Origin of the sequence: Virgibacillus salinus (assembly GCF_900102415.1) — a bacterium.
Taxonomy (GTDB): Bacteria; Bacillota; Bacilli; order Bacillales; family Amphibacillaceae; genus Lentibacillus; species Lentibacillus subterraneus.
In genome coordinates this window covers 1176329-1194027 of the sequence record NZ_FNKD01000001.1, presented here as the reverse complement: position 1 = coordinate 1194027, position 17699 = coordinate 1176329, and the positions used below count along the sequence as shown (strand labels likewise).

20 protein-coding genes and 1 riboswitch are annotated in these 17699 nt (G+C 37.6%); of the genes, 4 read left to right on the top strand and 16 right to left on the bottom strand.

The features are described 5' to 3' along the window. Nucleotide 1: 1 nt before the first annotated feature. The gene (nagA, locus tag BLS02_RS05575) at nt 2-1168 is read right to left on the bottom strand and encodes an N-acetylglucosamine-6-phosphate deacetylase (protein WP_092491954.1); all 1167 of its coding nucleotides are present in this window, start codon (nt 1166-1168) and stop codon (nt 2-4) included. 424 nt (nt 1169-1592) lie between these two features. Here nagA and BLS02_RS18900 point away from each other — a divergent pair, with 424 nt between their 5' ends. Then, nucleotides 1593-1736 (top strand): hypothetical protein, encoded by a 144-nt coding sequence (locus BLS02_RS18900; RefSeq protein ID WP_175559441.1) that lies wholly within the window; start codon nt 1593-1595, stop codon nt 1734-1736. 9 nt (nt 1737-1745) lie between these two features. Here the strand turns inward: BLS02_RS18900 and BLS02_RS18895 are convergent, their stop codons facing one another. The 6 genes from BLS02_RS18895 to BLS02_RS05550 all read right to left on the bottom strand — a co-directional run bounded on the left by BLS02_RS18895 (nt 1746) and on the right by BLS02_RS05550 (nt 4867). After that, complete coding sequence (locus BLS02_RS18895; protein WP_175559440.1) at nt 1746-1895, bottom strand: hypothetical protein; 150 nt, start codon at nt 1893-1895, stop codon at nt 1746-1748. A gap of 185 nt (nt 1896-2080) precedes the next feature. After that, the gene (locus tag BLS02_RS05570; protein ID WP_092491953.1) at nt 2081-2566 is read right to left on the bottom strand and encodes a VanZ family protein; all 486 of its coding nucleotides are present in this window, start codon (nt 2564-2566) and stop codon (nt 2081-2083) included. 12 nt (nt 2567-2578) lie between these two features. Continuing rightward, nucleotides 2579-3613 (bottom strand): anti sigma factor C-terminal domain-containing protein, encoded by a 1035-nt coding sequence (locus tag BLS02_RS05565; protein ID WP_092491952.1) that lies wholly within the window; start codon nt 3611-3613, stop codon nt 2579-2581. Further along, the gene (locus BLS02_RS05560; protein ID WP_092491951.1) at nt 3603-4127 is read right to left on the bottom strand and encodes an RNA polymerase sigma factor; all 525 of its coding nucleotides are present in this window, start codon (nt 4125-4127) and stop codon (nt 3603-3605) included. The genes BLS02_RS05565 and BLS02_RS05560 overlap by 11 nt, the downstream gene beginning before the upstream one ends. Before the next feature lie 198 nt (nt 4128-4325). Continuing rightward, entirely contained in the window at nt 4326-4658 is a 333-nt protein-coding gene (locus tag BLS02_RS05555) for a helix-turn-helix domain-containing protein (protein ID WP_092491950.1), read from the bottom strand. 80 nt (nt 4659-4738) lie between these two features. Beyond that, complete coding sequence (locus BLS02_RS05550; protein ID WP_092491949.1) at nt 4739-4867, bottom strand: anti-repressor SinI family protein; 129 nt, start codon at nt 4865-4867, stop codon at nt 4739-4741. A 24-nt stretch (nt 4868-4891) separates the two neighbouring features. After that, nucleotides 4892-4976: riboswitch (cyclic di-GMP riboswitch) on the bottom strand. A 195-nt stretch (nt 4977-5171) separates the two neighbouring features. Here BLS02_RS05550 and BLS02_RS05545 point away from each other — a divergent pair. The 3 genes from BLS02_RS05545 (at nt 5172) to BLS02_RS05535 (ending at nt 8912) form a co-directional block, all read left to right on the top strand. Then, nucleotides 5172-5768 (top strand): class D sortase, encoded by a 597-nt coding sequence (locus BLS02_RS05545; protein WP_092491948.1) that lies wholly within the window; start codon nt 5172-5174, stop codon nt 5766-5768. Between the two features lie 80 nt (nt 5769-5848). Then, nucleotides 5849-6793, top strand: a complete 945-nt coding sequence (locus BLS02_RS05540; RefSeq protein WP_092491947.1) for an LCP family glycopolymer transferase — start codon at nt 5849-5851, stop codon at nt 6791-6793. Nucleotides 6794-6890: 97 nt separating this feature from the next. After that, nucleotides 6891-8912: a penicillin-binding transpeptidase domain-containing protein gene (locus BLS02_RS05535; protein ID WP_092491946.1), complete on the top strand. Its 2022-nt coding sequence runs from the start codon at nt 6891-6893 to the stop codon at nt 8910-8912. 36 nt (nt 8913-8948) lie between these two features. Here the strand turns inward: BLS02_RS05535 and BLS02_RS05530 are convergent, their stop codons facing one another. The 9 genes from BLS02_RS05530 to BLS02_RS05490 form a co-directional block, all read right to left on the bottom strand. Next, a complete protein-coding gene (locus BLS02_RS05530; RefSeq protein ID WP_092491945.1) occupies nt 8949-9335 on the bottom strand; it encodes a zinc ribbon domain-containing protein in 387 nt (128 codons plus the stop codon). A gap of 11 nt (nt 9336-9346) precedes the next feature. After that, nucleotides 9347-10771: a zinc ribbon domain-containing protein gene (locus BLS02_RS05525; RefSeq protein ID WP_092491944.1), complete on the bottom strand. Its 1425-nt coding sequence runs from the start codon at nt 10769-10771 to the stop codon at nt 9347-9349. A 720-nt stretch (nt 10772-11491) separates the two neighbouring features. Further along, the gene (locus BLS02_RS19315; protein WP_281243651.1) at nt 11492-11617 is read right to left on the bottom strand and encodes a hypothetical protein; all 126 of its coding nucleotides are present in this window, start codon (nt 11615-11617) and stop codon (nt 11492-11494) included. 105 nt (nt 11618-11722) lie between these two features. Beyond that, nucleotides 11723-12250: a chromate transporter gene (locus BLS02_RS05515; RefSeq protein WP_092491942.1), complete on the bottom strand. Its 528-nt coding sequence runs from the start codon at nt 12248-12250 to the stop codon at nt 11723-11725. After that, nucleotides 12247-12810: a chromate transporter gene (locus BLS02_RS05510; protein WP_254788730.1), complete on the bottom strand. Its 564-nt coding sequence runs from the start codon at nt 12808-12810 to the stop codon at nt 12247-12249. Before BLS02_RS05510 ends, BLS02_RS05515 begins: the two co-directional genes overlap by 4 nt. Before the next feature lie 160 nt (nt 12811-12970). Beyond that, nucleotides 12971-14845, bottom strand: a complete 1875-nt coding sequence (locus BLS02_RS05505; protein WP_092491940.1) for an OPT family oligopeptide transporter — start codon at nt 14843-14845, stop codon at nt 12971-12973. Between the two features lie 376 nt (nt 14846-15221). After that, a complete protein-coding gene (locus tag BLS02_RS05500; RefSeq protein WP_092491939.1) occupies nt 15222-15659 on the bottom strand; it encodes an IDEAL domain-containing protein in 438 nt (145 codons plus the stop codon). 158 nt (nt 15660-15817) lie between these two features. Continuing rightward, complete coding sequence (locus tag BLS02_RS05495; protein ID WP_254788729.1) at nt 15818-16825, bottom strand: hypothetical protein; 1008 nt, start codon at nt 16823-16825, stop codon at nt 15818-15820. An 89-nt stretch (nt 16826-16914) separates the two neighbouring features. Beyond that, nucleotides 16915-17697: a carbon-nitrogen family hydrolase gene (locus BLS02_RS05490; protein WP_139180769.1), complete on the bottom strand. Its 783-nt coding sequence runs from the start codon at nt 17695-17697 to the stop codon at nt 16915-16917. Nucleotides 17698-17699 lie beyond the last annotated feature (2 nt).

Genomic DNA, 17699 nt, shown 5'->3' with positions numbered 1-17699 from the left:
TCTATTCCTCCTTGTGCGCAATTTCTCCGCGGCAAATCGTATATTTAATCTGTAAATCATCATCTACGAGTAAAAGATCTGCATCCTTTCCAACTTTAACGCTCCCTTTTTTGTCAAAAATACCCAGTTGTTTTGCCGGATTGGAAGAAGCCATTTCAATCACATTCTTAATTGATACATCCTTTAATTGAAGCATTTGCTGGGCACCTTGATACATTTTTAGTATACTCCCAGCAAGTGTCCCATCACCGAGAACAGCTCGGTCCTCTGTTACATTCACAGGTTGTCCGCCTAACTCATATGCACCAGAATGCAAGCATTTTGCGCGCATTGCATCCGTAATCAGAATTAAACGTTCACTTCCCATATTTGAATAAATGAGCTGAAGCATTTCGGGTGATACATGAATTCCATCAGCAATTAACTCAGCACGTAATTCTTCCAGTTGAAATGCAGCACCTACGACACCTATATCACGATGATGTATCCCTGTCATTGCATTACAGATGTGTGTTACCTGACGAACCCCATGATCAACCGCTGTTTTCATTCCTTCAAATCCTATCCCTGTATGCCCTGCTGAAACGTTTACACCTGACTCGTATAGGGACCTAATAAATGTGCCATCCTCATCATGTTCAGGGGCAAGTGTAATTGTTTTAATTTTATTCCCTGACAACTGTTGCCATTTTTTAAACTGCCCAATATCCGGCTTCATAATATATTCAAGTGGCTGTGCACCTTTTTTACTTTTTTCAATAAAGGGGCCTTCAAGATGAACACCCATAACTTCCGCTTGTCCACACTTAGATGTATATTCCGCTACATTTCGTAAAGCATCATCAATACTTTCAGGGGATTGTGTAATAGTTGTTGCTAAAAAACTGGTCGTACCTTCTTTTGGTAAAACTTCTGCCATCGTATCCAATGCTTCCTCAGTTGAATCCATCACGTCTGCGCCTGCCGCACCATGAATGTGTCCATCGATGAATCCGGGTATAAGATTTAATCCTTGCCCATCGATGATTTGCGCATTTTCTGGAGGTGTTGCTTTCACTTTATTATGTATTTCTTTTATTTTACTATCCTCTAAAAGTATTGAACCTTTAACAATGCCTTCTGATTCAGTAAATATAGTGGCATTTTTTATAAATAACGAACGCTTCATATATTCATCAGCCCTTTGTATTTGCTAATCTTTAAGGTAGCATACCAATAATGCACCTGTCTAGAAACCAACCACTATTAGAAAACTTGCCTTATCGAATCCTTAATATAGATAAGCTTAGTTGCACTTATGCAGTTAAGAACCAACATGGCTGCCGAGTGTGCTGCCGCCAGCTATCATGTAAATGGATTGGATTTGTAATCGAATTAGAGAGGTGTTTTCACTTCATACAGGTTTTGCGGACATCAGGGACCTTATTTGTTACAAATCCCCTCTATTAAGCATGATATATGTAAAATAAGGGCTTCTGTGTCCGGATAACTTCGAAAAGACGATTTTTTAAAGAAATAGCGTCTCCTGTGTCCGCTAAAAATTAAAAGGCTTATTATAAATTCATTTGCGATAGCACGAGGAGGATCAAGCCATGTCTGAGGAAAGCGCCCGCCTGCAACGGAAATCAACAAGCCTAGCACATTTACAAATAGATTGGTTTTACTGCTTGATTTTTGAATATGAAATTGAATCAACCCTTAAAAGAAAAACTACATTCGCTAAAATAGCAATGTAGTTTATAGATTCAATTTGACACTTTGTTCGTATTCGTTTTTCCATTTGTTAATTCTTGGATTAACGCCTGTATCAGTTCCTCGGATGATTGAAATTTCAAATTCTCCGTTTCGTCTATCATCCTTTTCAGCATATTTTTATATCGTTCCTGCTCTACCATTTTTATACCGCCTTTTGTCAAAATGCAAGACTATTATACCATGTTTAAAACAGTTATGTTGTCGAATGATGTCGGATACTAGACTTTTTTTAGCAGTTAAGGAAGTACAAATAAGTGCAACTAGAGCTTTCACCATTATGGCTTGGCGATAAGTCAAGTTTTCTATAAAATATTCGTATCAGGATTTATTTTGTGGCTGTTTTCCATTTAACCAACATTAAACATATAGTGGCTAATGCAGCGCCGACTCCATCCAGAACAACATCACCTAAATACGGTGTTCGATTAGCTGTGAACCCTTGATGGAATTCGTCTAATCCAGCATATGCAACTGTTAAGCAAAACGATATTGTAATAAGTGAACGGAACTTCATATCACATGATCTGTTCAAAGCGATATAAAATAAACACATCAGCACAAAGAATACTCCAACATGTGCGCCTTTTCGCAGGAAGAACTCAACGAAACCCGCTGTCCCCAATACTGCGACACTTACCTCTGAATGATGATAGGTAAAAGATATCCAATCAACGAAAGGCGTTAAAAAGGATAAATCAACCATATTTGTCAAAAGCGGCTTAACATCCTGATCTTCATAAGGCTGTGCTGAGGAATAATAAATTATCCCCATCCAACTAATCGGAAGCAGCCAAAAGAAATATTTTTTCATAATAAATTCACCTTAATTCTCATACCAGTTCCACACTTCAACTCCGCCTAAGTAAAACTGATGGAATTGTTCCTCATCCAGTAATTTTTCAATCTCACGAATTGGCCCAGTCACGACAGCACCATATACCTTTATTCCATTTTCCCGTAAATACTTCAGACGCTTTTGATCAATATCTTTACCACTGTAATTCCCATTTTCAGTAAGCCACTTAATATCCTCGTAAAATTGATCAATTGATTGTTCTATCGTTACTTTATTAAGAGGACTAACAGAGGATGAATGCCTGTTCTTATCATCATAAGTAATTTGAGGCCTTAGCAATAGGGACTGGACAAATGTTAATTGACCACTTCCATGGCTAGATGTCTCAAATTCTGTTAACTCGCCACCATAAACTGGCATGCGGTAAACCTGGATGTCATATGCTTCTAGCTTATCTAATAATGCTCTGGATTTCATTGGTGTTTTTACAGAAAATTGCGCTTGGGCAACATGACCTTCATCTATTTTCGTTAGCTGCTTTCTCAAATGTTCTTTACTCCCTGACTCTGCATTCGAACTTTCCCTTCCTAGTATCTTCGGTGGTATGGCAAAATTGCGGACTTTGTTCTCATATAAATATTTTTCATCAAAATTTAACGAGTAACTCACCTTGCCAAACAAATGCTTTTCCGCTTGAACTTCACCAATAACCACATCCCACTCCCCGACATTACGGTAAAGCTTTAATGTAGTTGACTGTGTCAGGAAAGAATTAATTTCCGCATGCGCACTATACCTATGGTTAACTTCCACTCCAGAATACCTTGTTTCAACAAGAGTTGTTACAAGCCTGTCAAATTCTGCTTGTTTGCCTGACATATCATAATACATGCCCACAGGAATCATATAAGCTATATAAATCAGAAAAATAAGCAGAATTGTTCTAATAACAGTAAATCCAATTGATAGTCTTGTTCGCCACACCATCCTTCTCGCGCTCTTTTTATCTAAATTAGCTTGGTCTTTCTCTTCCCAACCTTCCAAAACATTATCATCTTTCATCTGAACATTCTCCCTTCAGCAGCTGATCATAATACCGAAACTTTTTCCTCGCACGGAACAGCGTTGTTTTAACCTGACTAAGTGATAGATTCATAGCCGTAGCCACTTCCTGATATGTAAAACCTTGAATTTCACGTATGTAAAGAATGGTACGCATTCGTTCAGGCAAACGACAAAGAACTTCTTCAATATGTTCCTGTTTCGTAAGGTTCTCTAACTGCGCCTCAGGATTTCCGATACTATCTATGTCAGCACGTTCCAGTTGAATTCGTTCCACCATACGCTGTTCTGACTTCGACTTTCTTGTCCAATCGATGTAAAGGTTACGAGCTACCTTAAAAAGCCACGCTTTTGCCTGTGCCATATTTTTCACTTCTAACGAAATCATCGCCCGATAAAACGTCTCCTGCAAAAGCTCTTCAGCAACCTGTTTATTTCGGCTCATCTGCAATAAATAACGGTACAGCGGAAGTTGATATGCCTCAAACAAATCTGTAAATATGGTTTTTTTCAATCAACTCCCGCCCCCTTCTATATAATTAAACGATTGAACAATCCGTTTGTTACATGAAATTTTTATATAATCTGTTGCTTACATCGACTTATCGTTAAAAGGGATTCTTATAAAACCTCATTGTTGCACTTAAGCTGTAAAAAAGTATTTCTGTTTGCAAAATAAAAAACCGCAAGCCATTAGCTTTACGGTCAGCACTTATTTATCCTGTTCTTTTCGCCACTTAGTAAACTCAAGGTACTCTTTAAATTGCTCTTTTGAGACACCCGAATCCATTGCTTCCTGAACAATTTTCAACCACTCGCCATCTAATTGTTCCTCTGTCTCTTTCCATTTATCTTCTAATATTAACTCATTCACTGGGACTCCCAGTACTGAACTAATTTTTTCAATAAACTGGATCGATGGATTAGTTTGAAGGCTTCGTTCAATAGAGCTTAAATAGGATTTGGCTACACCAGCTTTATCTGCGAGTTCAGAAATCGACATCTTTTTTTCTTGACGTAGTTGCTTTATTTTTTCACCGATCAAGTAATACACCTTCTTTCAAAAAAATTATAACACAAAAAGGTGTATGGTTCTATATAAAGCACAAGAATTTTTTTAATTATTTATTCATTTTGTTTAATTCCTGCCAAAAACAACCTAACCTCCTCCAAAGTTAACCCGATAGTTTTCGCCTCTTTCATCAGTTCCAGCCACTCATAATCAATCTCTCTGTTCTTTTTTACATTTATCATCCCTATCGTCCCCCATTTAAATTCCCAGGCAGTCCAGCCGCCATAGCTATAAAGCTTTAGACCCGTGACTTTGCGCCCCCATTTTTCAATAAGTTTGCTATTTTCTGAGGAACCATCATTTTATAATGACTACTATACTATATTTATGGGGGTTTTTGGGTGTCTTGTTTTGTCATAATTCAACTAGTTTTGTAATTTTCCGAAAATATTTTATCGATATAGGTCATTTGAATCATTTCTGCTATTGAAAACTTTTCGATATAGGCTTATATTCAATATAAGTCATCTTTTAATGGAGGCAAAAATGAAGAAGCTCGCTTTAGTACTATTAGCAATAGGTTTTGTTACCATATCAATTGGAGGATACCAATGGCTCGGAACAAAACATGCACAAGAAAATAGTCTTGAAGAAGCTCAAACTATAATCGCAGAACAAAATTATGAAACATCTGACACCGCAAAAACGTCTACTACTATAGTGGAGAACATTTCTCATTCTATTGGAGAAACTGTAGGAATATTACATATACCACAACTTGATGCAGATTTGCCCATTGTAGAAGGAACTGACGAAGATGAACTTGAAAAAGGAGTTGGCCATTATGCAGGTACAGCATTTCCAACGCAAAATGATCAAATTGTCTTATCAGGTCACCGTGACACAGTGTTTCGCAGAATGGGAGAACTAGAACTTGGTGACACATTAACGTTACAATTAGAATATGGTAGCTTTTCCTATGAAATTGTAAACACAGAGATTGTTGATGCAGAAGACCGCTCAATAATTGTTTCAACATCACCAGAAGAAGTATTGACCATGACGACGTGTTATCCATTCTCATTTGTTGGCAACTCACCAGAACGCTACGTCATCACAGCTTTACCAATTATAAAAGAATAATAGACTAAAATGACTTGTTTCGATATAATTTATCTTATATTTGATTATTTTATTTCTGAAACGACAGAGGAGAATAACTTGTGGATTCAAGAATTGAAAAACGAAATGAAAAAAAGAAACGTAAATGGCCATATTGGGTAGGCGGTGTCATTGTCGCTTTACTATTAATTGTTGGTACTTATCTATTCTATATTTACGATAAGGTCGGAGATACCGTTGATGTTATGCATGAACCACTTGCACGGGATGAAAATCCGGATCGCCAAAAAGAACTTAATTCACTTTTTAATAAAAACAACTCCATAAATATTCTATTACTTGGAGTAGACGAACGGGAAAATGATAAAGGCCGTTCAGATACAATGATATTAATGTCATTAAATCCTCAAATAAATTCAATGAAAATGTTGAGTATACCTCGTGATACGTACGTTGATATTCCTGACCGCGGAATGGATAAAATCAATCATGCTTATGCGTTCGGAGGTGTCGGTTTATCCGTACAAACTGTGGAGAATAATTTTGATGTGCCCATACATTTTTATGTGAAAGTTAATATGGAAGGTTTCAAGCAAGGTATTGATGCTTTAGGTGGCGTAACGATTACCAATGACCGTGCATTTTCACAGGGTGGAGTAGACTTCCCTACAGGTGAAATTAACCTGAACGGTGAAGAAGCACTAAAATACATTCGCATGCGTAAAGGTGACCCAAGAGGAGACATCGGGCGTAATGAACGCCAGCGTAGTGTTATTAAAGCCGCTATCGGTGAAGCTGCCAGTTTCTCAAGCATTACGAAAATTACTGACATTCTAGGAATTCTTGGGGGTAATGTAAAAACCGACCTTAACATGGATCAAATGCAAACACTGTTTTCAGATTATCGTCAAACACGAAACAACATCGATACTATGGAGATAAGTGGCAGTGGTCAAATGATTGAAAATATTTGGTACTATATTGTTCCCGATGAGGAAATGAACCGTGTTCAAACTGAAATACAAGAGCACATGAAAGCGAAGTAAGTCATCCAATGATGGCTTTTTGCTTTTATATACATGTTTTTGTATATGGAAAGTGGTATGATTAATTTAGAGTTTATAGAAGATTGAGGGGGTCATTATGAAAAAAATAATCGCTTTAATTCCTATTGTATTGTTAGTTCTTGTTGCTGCGTGTTCTAATGATGAGGTAACACCACAAGATCGCTTTGATCAATATGTGAAACATTGGAATGAGCAGGAATTTAACGAGATGTACAATATGAGTACTACTACTTCAACTGAAAAATATGCGAAAGAAGACTATGTTGAACGATATAAAAATATTTATGAAGATTTAAACATTGATAATCTAAACATTACGTATGACAAATTATCTGAAGAAAAAATGGAAACAGCAATGGAAAAAGGAACAGCTCAATTTCCTTTCACAGTCGAAATGGAAACCATTGCAGGCCCTATTACATTTGATTATAAAGCAACACTTATTGTAGAAGGAGAAGAAGAAAATGCTAATTGGTTTGTAAAATGGGACCCAGGCTTTATCTTCCCAGCAATAAAAGATGGTGGTGAAATTGGTCTATCCAATATAAAACCTGAACGGGGTGAAATACTCGATCGGAATCAATTGCCACTAGCCTTAAATGATACCGTTCATAACGTCGGCATCGTTCCAGGAAAATTAGGTTCTAATCCTGAAAAAGCAAAACAGAAGATCTCTGACTTATTGGGAATGTCTATTGAATCGATAAATAAAAACCTAGATGCTGGGTGGGTGGAACCAGATTTATTTGTTCCACTTAAAAAAGTACCTAAATCAGCAGAACAAACGCTTAATCAGTTATGGGAAGTTAGTGGCGTAACCGAGCGTAAAGTAACCGGCCGTGTTTATCCGTATGGTGAATCATTAGGCCACCTTGTCGGGTTCACAGGTCCCGTAACTGCGGAAGAGTTGGAGGAAATGGACTCTGGTGCCTACAGTGCTAACGACATCATTGGTAAACGCGGTCTTGAGTTACTATATGAAGACAAACTTCGTGGCGAAGCAGGCGTTGAAATAACTGTATCGAAAGAAAATGAAGAAGATACTATCCTGGCTGAGAAACCAGTTAAAAATGGTGAAGATGTCGTAACTACAATTGATGCTGATTTACAAATGAAAATCTATGAAAGCTATGATGGCAAAGCTGGAACAGCAGCTGCAATTCATCCAAAAACAGGAGAAACATTGGCATTAGTGAGCAGTCCTTCATTTAATTCTAATGAAATGGGATTTGGAATCTCTCAATCAAGACGAGATGAATTACAAAATAATCCTAAGCAACCATTATTAAATCGCTTCACATCTACCTATGCACCTGGATCTACGTTTAAACCGGTAACTGCGGCTATCGGGCTAAATAATGAAAGTATTATTCCTGGTGAAGGCATCGAAATTAATGGTCTAACATGGAGCAATGGTGAAGGCTGGGGAAATTATCAAGTTCGCCGTGTATCAGAGTCTAATGGACCTGTAGATGTTACAAATGCACTGGTTCGCTCAGATAATATCTATTTTGCTAAGAAGGCAGTAGAAATGGGTAGCGAAAAATATGTGAATGGGTTACAGCAATTTGGGTTTGCTAAAGACTTTCCATTTGAATATCCGATTGAAACATCGACTATTTCATCCAATGGAAAACTTAATGATGAGGTTTTACTTGCTGATACAAGTTACGGGCAAGGAGAAATCCAGATGAGCGCACTCCATTTGGCTATGGCTTATACTCCTTTTTTAAATAAAGGTAACCTGCTTAAGCCTACAATCCTTGCCGATGCAGAAAAAAGCCAGGTTTGGCAGGAAAAATTGATAACCGGTGAGCAAGCCACACTTATCCAAGAAGCACTTCGTAATGTGGTTGCCGCACCAAATGGAACAGCTAAAGGTGCACATATTGACGACTTAGCGATCTCTGGTAAGACTGGAACAGCCGAACTTAAGAAATCAGGTGAGGAATCTGGTCCAGAAAATGGCTGGTTTGTGGGCTATCCGACTAAAAATCAGGACATACTAATATCGATGATGATTGAAAACACAGAAAAACAAGGTGGTAGCGCCTTTACCGTGGGAAAAGTAACTGAATTACTGAAAGCTGTGAAATAGTATATAGCCTATTCAATTTATTGAGTAGGCTTTTTACTATATCTTCACACCACAAACATTACAATATTTAGCGTTAGCTGGAACTTCATTATCACAACGGTAGCATAATGAAGTTTCTTCATAATCAATATCAGGCATATCTGTCTTTTTACCGCATTGCTGGCAGAATAAATCATCCTCTGTAAGTGCAGCACCACATGAGCATTCCATCATATCGACTGCTTCCGGTTTCTTCTGACTTATAATCGAATGAATTTTTTTATCCAGCTCTTTTAAAAGCTCACCTTTCTCATCTAAGATTGACGTAAATTTGTCACCACGTCGATAAGCTAAATAGACTTCCTGCCCCAATTCAACCAGAACTTTGGTTTTGGCAGCCGTCAGGTCTTGAACAGTTCGTTTATCTTCCACCGTATTATTCATATTATCCTCCTTCAGAAAAGCTTTCTCGAATATGCACCGATAAACCCTGTCAATCCGGCGTATAATAAACTTATGAAAAACGTTTGAATTAGTTTAAAGCCAGCAAAGAAACCCTGTGGATTATTCACCTCTTCGTGTTGAATTGAATAATTTATCGATAAATGATATGTAAAAAATGAAACAATAAAAGCAAAGAAAATACTGTACATTACAATCGTATTTATATAGTGCTTCTGCGATTTTGTTATTAAACGGCCAACAATAATAAAGAATATGGCCACAATTATAACTGATATAAACTCGTAGGATTCAAACATCTTCACAGGAATAATAAAGTCAATAAGTCCTCCCATATTTTCATTTACTGTATTGGAAATTCCAGCGTAAAACGAGTACTCCACAGCTTCCACATGTGTACCCTGGAAAATAAATGTATTAAACATTGCAAGGTTTAACAAATAGACTGCAATCTTTCCAACAAAAGATATATCAGCGTATATTGAATCACCGACAACATCCTGAAACATTCTCTTTTCAGAAATAACTGAAGTGTATTGTGTAAATTGAAATACACTTATAATCACAGCTATAATAATCACTCCTACAAAGGCTAAAGAACTATAATATAGAGCCCTCTGATACGAAATAAGCTGCAACTTTTCCTTTAAAGGCCCTTTGAAAATAAGCATTCCTACATAGCTAAAGAAGAACCCTATAAATAGCCCATTGATTAATGCACTAATAAAGTAGTAATCAATATTAAAAATGTAGAATTCACTTTCAAGTGTTTTATCACCTGTAATAATTGAAATTGTTCCCAGCAAGCCACCATATCCTATAGCAAAAAATACAGCTGCCTTCCATTCTTCGATGATTGGATTCCGATACTTCGAATATAACCCGCCAGCGATTAATGAAATCGCTGGAATTAAGGCAAGGTATACTAACCCCGTAGAAGAAAATGCAAGCTGTTGAGAAAACTCCGCATCACCAATTCCAATCAAGAAACTGCTTAGATTAGTAATTAAAGCAAAATCCAAAATACTGAGTTTATCCAATACTTCCTCATTCAAAGGGATAAATACTTTCATGAATAAATCAATTAAACCACTGCCCTTTACCGAAGCCATTATTATAATTATTAGGAACAAAATGCCAATAGACAACAGAAACCCCGGCAGAACTTTTTTTCCAAGATCTATATCAAAATATGTATGACTTCTAGAATAATGTTTCGATTCTTTATAAGTTTCAAATGAGCTGCCACATTCCGCACAATATCTCGCTATATGGTTATTTGCTGTACCACATAACCCGCAATATGAATTTATATTAACACGTAAACTTCTACTAACTTGAGTCTGTAGTGGATATCCATCTTCCACACAATATAATGCATGCGGGTCATTCTTTGTTCCACATTCACTGCAATACAACTAATCCCCCCCTTAGGTAAATAGTAATACAACTTTATAATATCAAATAATTGTATAGAATTGTTGTATTCTTTCGAAAAATACATGTAAACGTACTAGAAATACGAGGATAATATATCTTATGAGGACTTGGTGAAGGGTTTTTTTATCCAAAATGCCGCACGGTATCATTGTGGTATGATTGTGAATTGGATCGAACTGTCACACATTCGGCTCAAATTCACAATTAAAATGTTCTGGTTCATTTCTGCTCACTAAACTGCCCAACAGATTACATTGCAACACTTGAAAACCCAGCTTTTGGACAAGCTTTTGTAGCGCTTATACAGTAGCTTATTGCAAAAAAATACTACCTATTAAAAGGTAGCAAAAACTAGTTTGTCCTCCAGAATGAAAATCTGCATCCCCTTGACTCATCTACTATAAGGTCGGGGCGGGCCTGGTGTGTTTTCTCTAGTACAAGCCGGTAATTCATATCTATCGCCTTATAAATCTTGTAAACTACTATTCCACTGAGTGCAATCTGAGCTGCTATGAGTATGAACTGGATTATACCCGTACTCTCTGGTAGAACAGTAGATAAACTTAATAGTAGCAGCACTTGTAAAGAGGTAATTAGGAAGGAACGCATCATAATTGTCAAAACTGTAGTTATTATTACTATAATAAAAACCAATGAATATTCCTGCATGAGTAAATCTAATGATATGTTCATAATCATCACCTATCCTTTTCATTTTCCGGAAGTTCAAGTTGTGAATCGCCATATCTCTCATTTAAATATCCGCCTGCCAGCCCTTCATTGACCATTCGATCTACGTCTGTGTAGTACTCGTTAATTTCCATCCCAACTCCTCCTTATCTTTATTATCATATGAATTAGTTAATAATTCCTTGATGCAGATCAATTTTTTCATAAAAAAGAAGCATTCCCATTTAAGAAATACCTCTCTATAATAAAAATGCTCCGTATACTAATGTGATTCCGATTACAATTGCTGGATGGATGCGCATTCGCTCAATTAAAAGAAAGCTTGATATGGTAATTAGCAGAACCTGCCACAATCCAATTCCTTCATATGACGTCTGAAAAAAACGCCATGCCATGACACCGAGTAAAATCGCGATAACCGGACGCACATATAATGTTAACCGCTGTACTTTTGGTGAATCTTTGTATTTATACAATACACCTAACAGTAATATCATGATAATAAGTGATGGTGCCACTGCTGCGAACACTCCAATAACAGCACCAAGCGGACCACCTTCTACATACCCGATATAGCCAGCAAGTTTAGTCGCAATTGGTCCAGGAAGTGAATTAGCAAGTGCGAGCATTTCACTAAACTCCTGAACAGACATCCATTCATATCGACGTACAACTTCATTTTCAACTAGTGGGATTGATGCAGGTCCCCCACCATAACCAAGTATACCAGGTATAAAAAAGGCCAAAAAAATGTGCCAATATTTCATTGGGTAGCACCACCCTTATCAGCAGGTGGGGTATCCTTCTTGAGAAGGGCTATTAAAATTAGGACAACGATTATTATCCCCGGATGTACATTCAGGAATTGAAATAATATAAATATGACTGCTGACATAACAAGGGTTTGCGTCCATCCCATGCCTTTTCTGGCTTTATCAAAGAACTGCAACGTGAGAACCGCCAGCATCATTGCCACAACAGGAATAACTGCTGCAGTCATACCCTGAACCCAGCCAACGTCCTTGATGCTCGATAATGACGACAGCAGGATAATCATCAGGATAATAGTGGGTATTATTGTTGCGAGAACAGCATTTATCATACCAACTAATCCAGATACACGATGCCCAATATAGCCGGCTAGTTTCGTAGCAATTGGTCCCGGGAGTGTATTTGCTAGCGCAAGCAAGTCACCAAAGTCCTCATCACTCATCCACTCATATTTATCAACGACCTCTTTATGTATTAACGGTATCGAACCAGGGCCACCACCATAGCCCAGCATCCCCACTCGAAAAAAAGCAATAAATAAATGCCACTGCTGCAATGGAATACCTCCTGTCCTGGATTGGATTTTATGTTGTAGCAGAATTCCATTCGTTATAAAAACAATCATAACAGAAGTTTCCTTAGATTAGAAAATTTGGTTATCGCATTAATAAGAGCCAGCCCTCAAACAAAAGGACTGGCTCTTAATTAGTTTAAAATTATTTATTTAATGATTTTTTGTTTGCAGTATGGAATAGATACCATGCTACAAGTGCAAACGCAATAATCGATGCAAGCGGACCGAAGAATGCTTCGCTAGGGAATACGACACCAGCTGTTACAGCTAATGCAACAATAACACCCATTAGCGCTTCACCGGCAATGTAACCAGAAGCAAGTAAAATTCCGCGTTCGTTTTTCTCCTTCAACTCGTCTTTATCTTTTGTACTACGAGAAATGATGGCGTTGATTAGTCCACCAGCCATTATTGGAGAAGTTAAATGAATTGGTAAGTATAATCCAACCGCAAATGGCAATGATCCTATACCAAACAGCTCAACAGTTGCTGCAGCTGCTGCACCAATAAAGATTAGGTTCCATGGAAGATCACCACTCATAATACCATCAACAACCATTGACATAAGAACCGCTTGTGGTGCAGGAAGTTCAGCAGAGCCAAATCCATATGCATTATCAAGTAAAATCAGGATAAAGCCAATTACAACACTTGTAACTAAAACCCCATAAAGCTGTGCAATTTGTTGCCATTTTGGTGTTGCTCCAACAATATAGCCTGTTTTCAAGTCCTGTGAGGTATCTCCGGCAATAGCAGCCGCAATACAAACAACAGAACCGATGATAATTGCTGTAACCATACCTGCTTGTCCAGTCTGACCAACTGCAGATAGTACAAGTGAAATGAAGATTAATGCTCCAATAGTCATTCCAGATACAGGATTTGAGGAACTTCCGACAATACCAACAATTCTAGATGATACTGTTACAAAGAAGAATCCAAAGATAAATAGCAGAATTGCTCCTATAAATCCTAAGTCAATTGTTGGATAGAACATGAGAATACCCATAAATACTACCACTAATACGACAATTAGCGTGATCGGCATATCTCTTTCAGTACGCAGGTCTTCGCCATCACCAGATGATGAAAATCCTTTTATTGCCCCACTAAATGAAGATGCAATAGTTGGCAATGTTTTAAGGAGCCCTACAATACCGCCAAATGCTACCGCACCGGCACCGATATACCGCAGATAATTGTCCCAGATAGCATGGAAGTCCATTTCCGATATTGGGACTTCAGCAGGATAAATTGGTGCTGTTGCAAAATCACCAATATAGCTGATAAGCGGGATAATTCCTAACCAGCCCAATACACCACCAGCAAACATTATTCCTGCGATACGAGGACCAATAATGTAACCAACACCAAGTAATGCAGGTAATGTATCCATACCAATTGCTGCGTTCTTAAATTTATAAATCTCCCATTCTACTGAAGAAGGGAATGCTTTAACGGCATCCGTTAACAGTTTAAAACCAGCACCAATACCAAGCCCTTTAAATACTAGCTTAGCACCTTTTCCGCCCTCTTCACCGGCGTGAAGTACTTCAGCACATGCTGTTCCTTCTGGATAAGGCAGTGTTTTGTGTTCATTAACAATCAATGCACGGCGTAGTGGTATCATTAGAACAACACCTAAAATACCACCAGCTAGAGCAATAATAGCGATTGTTGTCAAACTTGGCTCAAGCTGCCAAATGAATAATGCAGGTAAAGTAAAAATAACACCAGCAGCAAGCGATTCACCAGTTGATGTGATCGTCTGCACAATATTATTCTCTAAAATTGACGTTCGCTTCATAATAATACGAAGTACTGCCATTGAAATTACTGCTGCTGGAATTGACGCAGAAACGGTCATTCCAACGATAAGACCTAAATATGCATTTGCTGCACCAAATACGATTGCCAATACTGCACCAATAACCATTGCAACCCATGTAAGTTCAGGTGGTTTTTGGGATGCTGGTACGTAAGGCTTAAATTCTGGATTTGGATCCTGCTTTGACAAAGTAAACACCTTCCTTATGTAAATTCTAGCTGTTAAAATGAGCCGGGTTCAATTCTCAAAAATGTATGATAATTTTCAATATAATGATAAATTCCCACAAAAATAGAAAAACCTTACTATAAAATTATAGCAAGGAGAGAACCGATTCATTTTTTTTTAAAATATAACAATTGGCATTTCAAGTAATTATAGCCTTTAATATAATATCACACTTTTAATATTAAGCAAATAACCTATAAAAAAAAGATGATAGTAGATTATTGAGATTATCGCCAAGCCTTAATGATCAAAGACTTCGTTATACTTATACAGTAAGAAAGTAGTTATACCCTCTTTTCTGCCCAAAAAAAGACTCCCTAAAATTGGAGGAAGTGTCTTAAAGTAATTTCACTAATGATTGAAATGCCTCGTAATCGCGATTATCCAATGCTTTATCAATCAATCGTTTCATGTTTAATTGCTCTAACTCATCAATAATAGCTTCACTTTCATAATTTGGTTCACTTTTTATCTCTTTATTTAAATAATACGGATCAGCAATCGAGTGTAATTGAACTAAGAAATCAGGAAGTGATATAAGCTCGCTCATAGCCATGTAAATGATGTCTTTACCTTTTTGAAAAGCAAACCTAGCACCAAGATTTTCGACTTTTTTTGTTCTGCGATTAATACGGATTTCCTTTGATTCAATCGGCACAAATTGGTAAACCTTATTATTAATGAATACCGCAAAATATTGATATGCCAAAATTACTCGAACATAATTATCATCTGCTTTGATATAATAAGGCTTCAACATCTTCACTGTAACCACTCTTGCACCTCCCAGAGCATAATATACTCTTAATTTTCTGTAAATTCATTCTACTATATAACGCACGAAAACACAAGTTAAATTTTCGGAAAATTGAAAGTTGCATTATACCACTCAATTGCTGCAGACTAAAGATAGCTTGCCTGTTAACCAGCAGTTTATACGCTGTTCAGCGTATAAACAACGGCCTTCTGAACATCGGTGTTCGAAAAACCTTGTTCATTTTTGTCAAACTTGATACCAGCCAGCTGTAAGTACAGGATACCCTGCTTCATATAGGACTTATAGTTATTATTCAGTTCATTAATTTCAGCTTCATATCGTTCATCGGTTCCTGGTGTAACAAGTTCCTCATACAAATCTACAATCTCTTCCCCATCACGTTCCGGGAAAAATTCATGTGGATCAGTGCTGTCAAAAATACATACATCCAAATCACGAACTAGTACCATATCAATGCTATTCGAATCAAAACTGCAATGATACATCTCAACGTCAAACCCATGTTCTACGCATGCTTTGCTGATTTTTTTCATAAAGGTCGATTTACCTGTCCCGGCACGCCCTTTGATAAAAAATACGTTTTCGATATTCTCATTAAGATGTGGAACAACATTGACAACTCCATCAACTGTATTGGTCCCAAAAAGCCTGTGGAAGGTATGGGCTGTGCGGTCTTTTTTCGAAACACCTGTTAGAAGTCTAGAGATAAATTCTGCTGTAAATTGATCCGCACGATTAAAATCCATTTGACTAATATAGACTTCTTCCAACTCATCGTGAATACTTAACCCTTTAGCAAAACTATCATATGCAGATTGGGTTAGAACGTTGAAATCTGTTAGATCCGGATAGTCCTTTGTTGGGACTGTTTCTTCCAGGTTAATTGCAGTCGATTCTCCGGTTACAATTGCCTCATCTAAAAATGCCAGTGATCTTTCACGAATAATGATACCGTCCAGGTACCGACTCCCTAAAGGACTATGAAGAACTTCTATCGTATTATTCTGGTAATGCTCAAGCAAATTCTGTATTACTTTCGTTTTAAGTGATGCTGAAGGATGTCTGAGCTTAATAACCTGATCGATCCCATTTAAATTACTATCCAAAAAATTTACCAAGCCATCAGCGGTATTACCAGTGACGTAATAATGTAGATTAGGCAATATAGAACACTTCCTTTTCCAAAAGTATAAGTATAGCCTATTCATTTTATGATTGCTGTGGAGGTTTGGTGATTAGGTTCGATAATATTCTAGTACTTCTCCACAATCCGATCACGGAAGACTGGTATTCGTCCTCTGACTTCATCTACTAGATCAAAGTCTACTGTTGCAGTGACAATCTCTTCGCCGCTTCCGCCTTCAGCGACAATCTCTCCCCACGGATCAACTACAAGCGACATACCGCCGAATTCATTTTTCGGATCAGCACCAACCCGGTTACAAGCAACTACATAACATTGATTCTCAATGGCACGTGCCTGCAAAAGTGCGCGCCAATGATCGATTCTTGGCTTTGGCCATTCAGCTACAACGTACATTACTTTGGCACCGCTGACAGCTGACTTGCGCATCCACTCCGGGAAGCGTATGTCATAACAAATATATCCCGCAGTGGACTCTCCATCCAATGTAAACTCTGCTTCGTCCTGTCCTGCTTCCAGGTACAGATGTTCATCCATTAGTTGAAACAGATGAAGCTTGCTGTATTTGTGGATCAGCTTTCCTTTTTGATCTATTACTAGCAATGTATTCCGTACCCCATCATCACATTGTTCAGCAACGGATCCACCAATTAAAATTACATTGAACTCTTTTGCCAATTCACTTAAAAACGCAATCGATTCTATAGCATGTTTATCCGCTATTTCATCTAACCTGGTTAAGTCATAGCCAGTCGTCCACAGTTCAGGCAATAAAATTATATCGGCACCTGTTTTCACTGCATTTGCAAACTCTTCTTTTGTTCGCTTAAAGTTCTCTTTAGGTTCACCATATACAATATCCATCTGTATCATCGCAATTTTTTTCTTCAAAA

Excerpts from the sequence above, each read along its gene's own strand:
- BLS02_RS05515 (WP_092491942.1), bottom strand. The coding sequence starts at position 12,250 with ATGAAATATTGGCACATTTTTTTGGCCTTTTTTATACCTGGTATACTT.
- BLS02_RS05545 (WP_092491948.1), top strand. The coding sequence starts at position 5,172 with ATGAAGAAGCTCGCTTTAGTACTATTAGCAATAGGTTTTGTTACCATA.
- BLS02_RS05565 (WP_092491952.1), bottom strand. The coding sequence starts at position 3,613 with ATGAAAGATGATAATGTTTTGGAAGGTTGGGAAGAGAAAGACCAAGCT.
- BLS02_RS19315 (WP_281243651.1), bottom strand. The coding sequence starts at position 11,617 with ATGGAAATTAACGAGTACTACACAGACGTAGATCGAATGGTCAATGAA.
- BLS02_RS05530 (WP_092491945.1), bottom strand. The coding sequence starts at position 9,335 with ATGAATAATACGGTGGAAGATAAACGAACTGTTCAAGACCTGACGGCT.
- BLS02_RS18900 (WP_175559441.1), top strand. The coding sequence starts at position 1,593 with ATGTCTGAGGAAAGCGCCCGCCTGCAACGGAAATCAACAAGCCTAGCA.
- nagA (WP_092491954.1), bottom strand. The coding sequence starts at position 1,168 with ATGAAGCGTTCGTTATTTATAAAAAATGCCACTATATTTACTGAATCA.
- BLS02_RS05550 (WP_092491949.1), bottom strand. The coding sequence starts at position 4,867 with ATGATAAATGTAAAAAAGAACAGAGAGATTGATTATGAGTGGCTGGAA.
- BLS02_RS05570 (WP_092491953.1), bottom strand. The coding sequence starts at position 2,566 with ATGAAAAAATATTTCTTTTGGCTGCTTCCGATTAGTTGGATGGGGATA.
- BLS02_RS05535 (WP_092491946.1), top strand. The coding sequence starts at position 6,891 with ATGAAAAAAATAATCGCTTTAATTCCTATTGTATTGTTAGTTCTTGTT.
- BLS02_RS18895 (WP_175559440.1), bottom strand. The coding sequence starts at position 1,895 with ATGGTAGAGCAGGAACGATATAAAAATATGCTGAAAAGGATGATAGAC.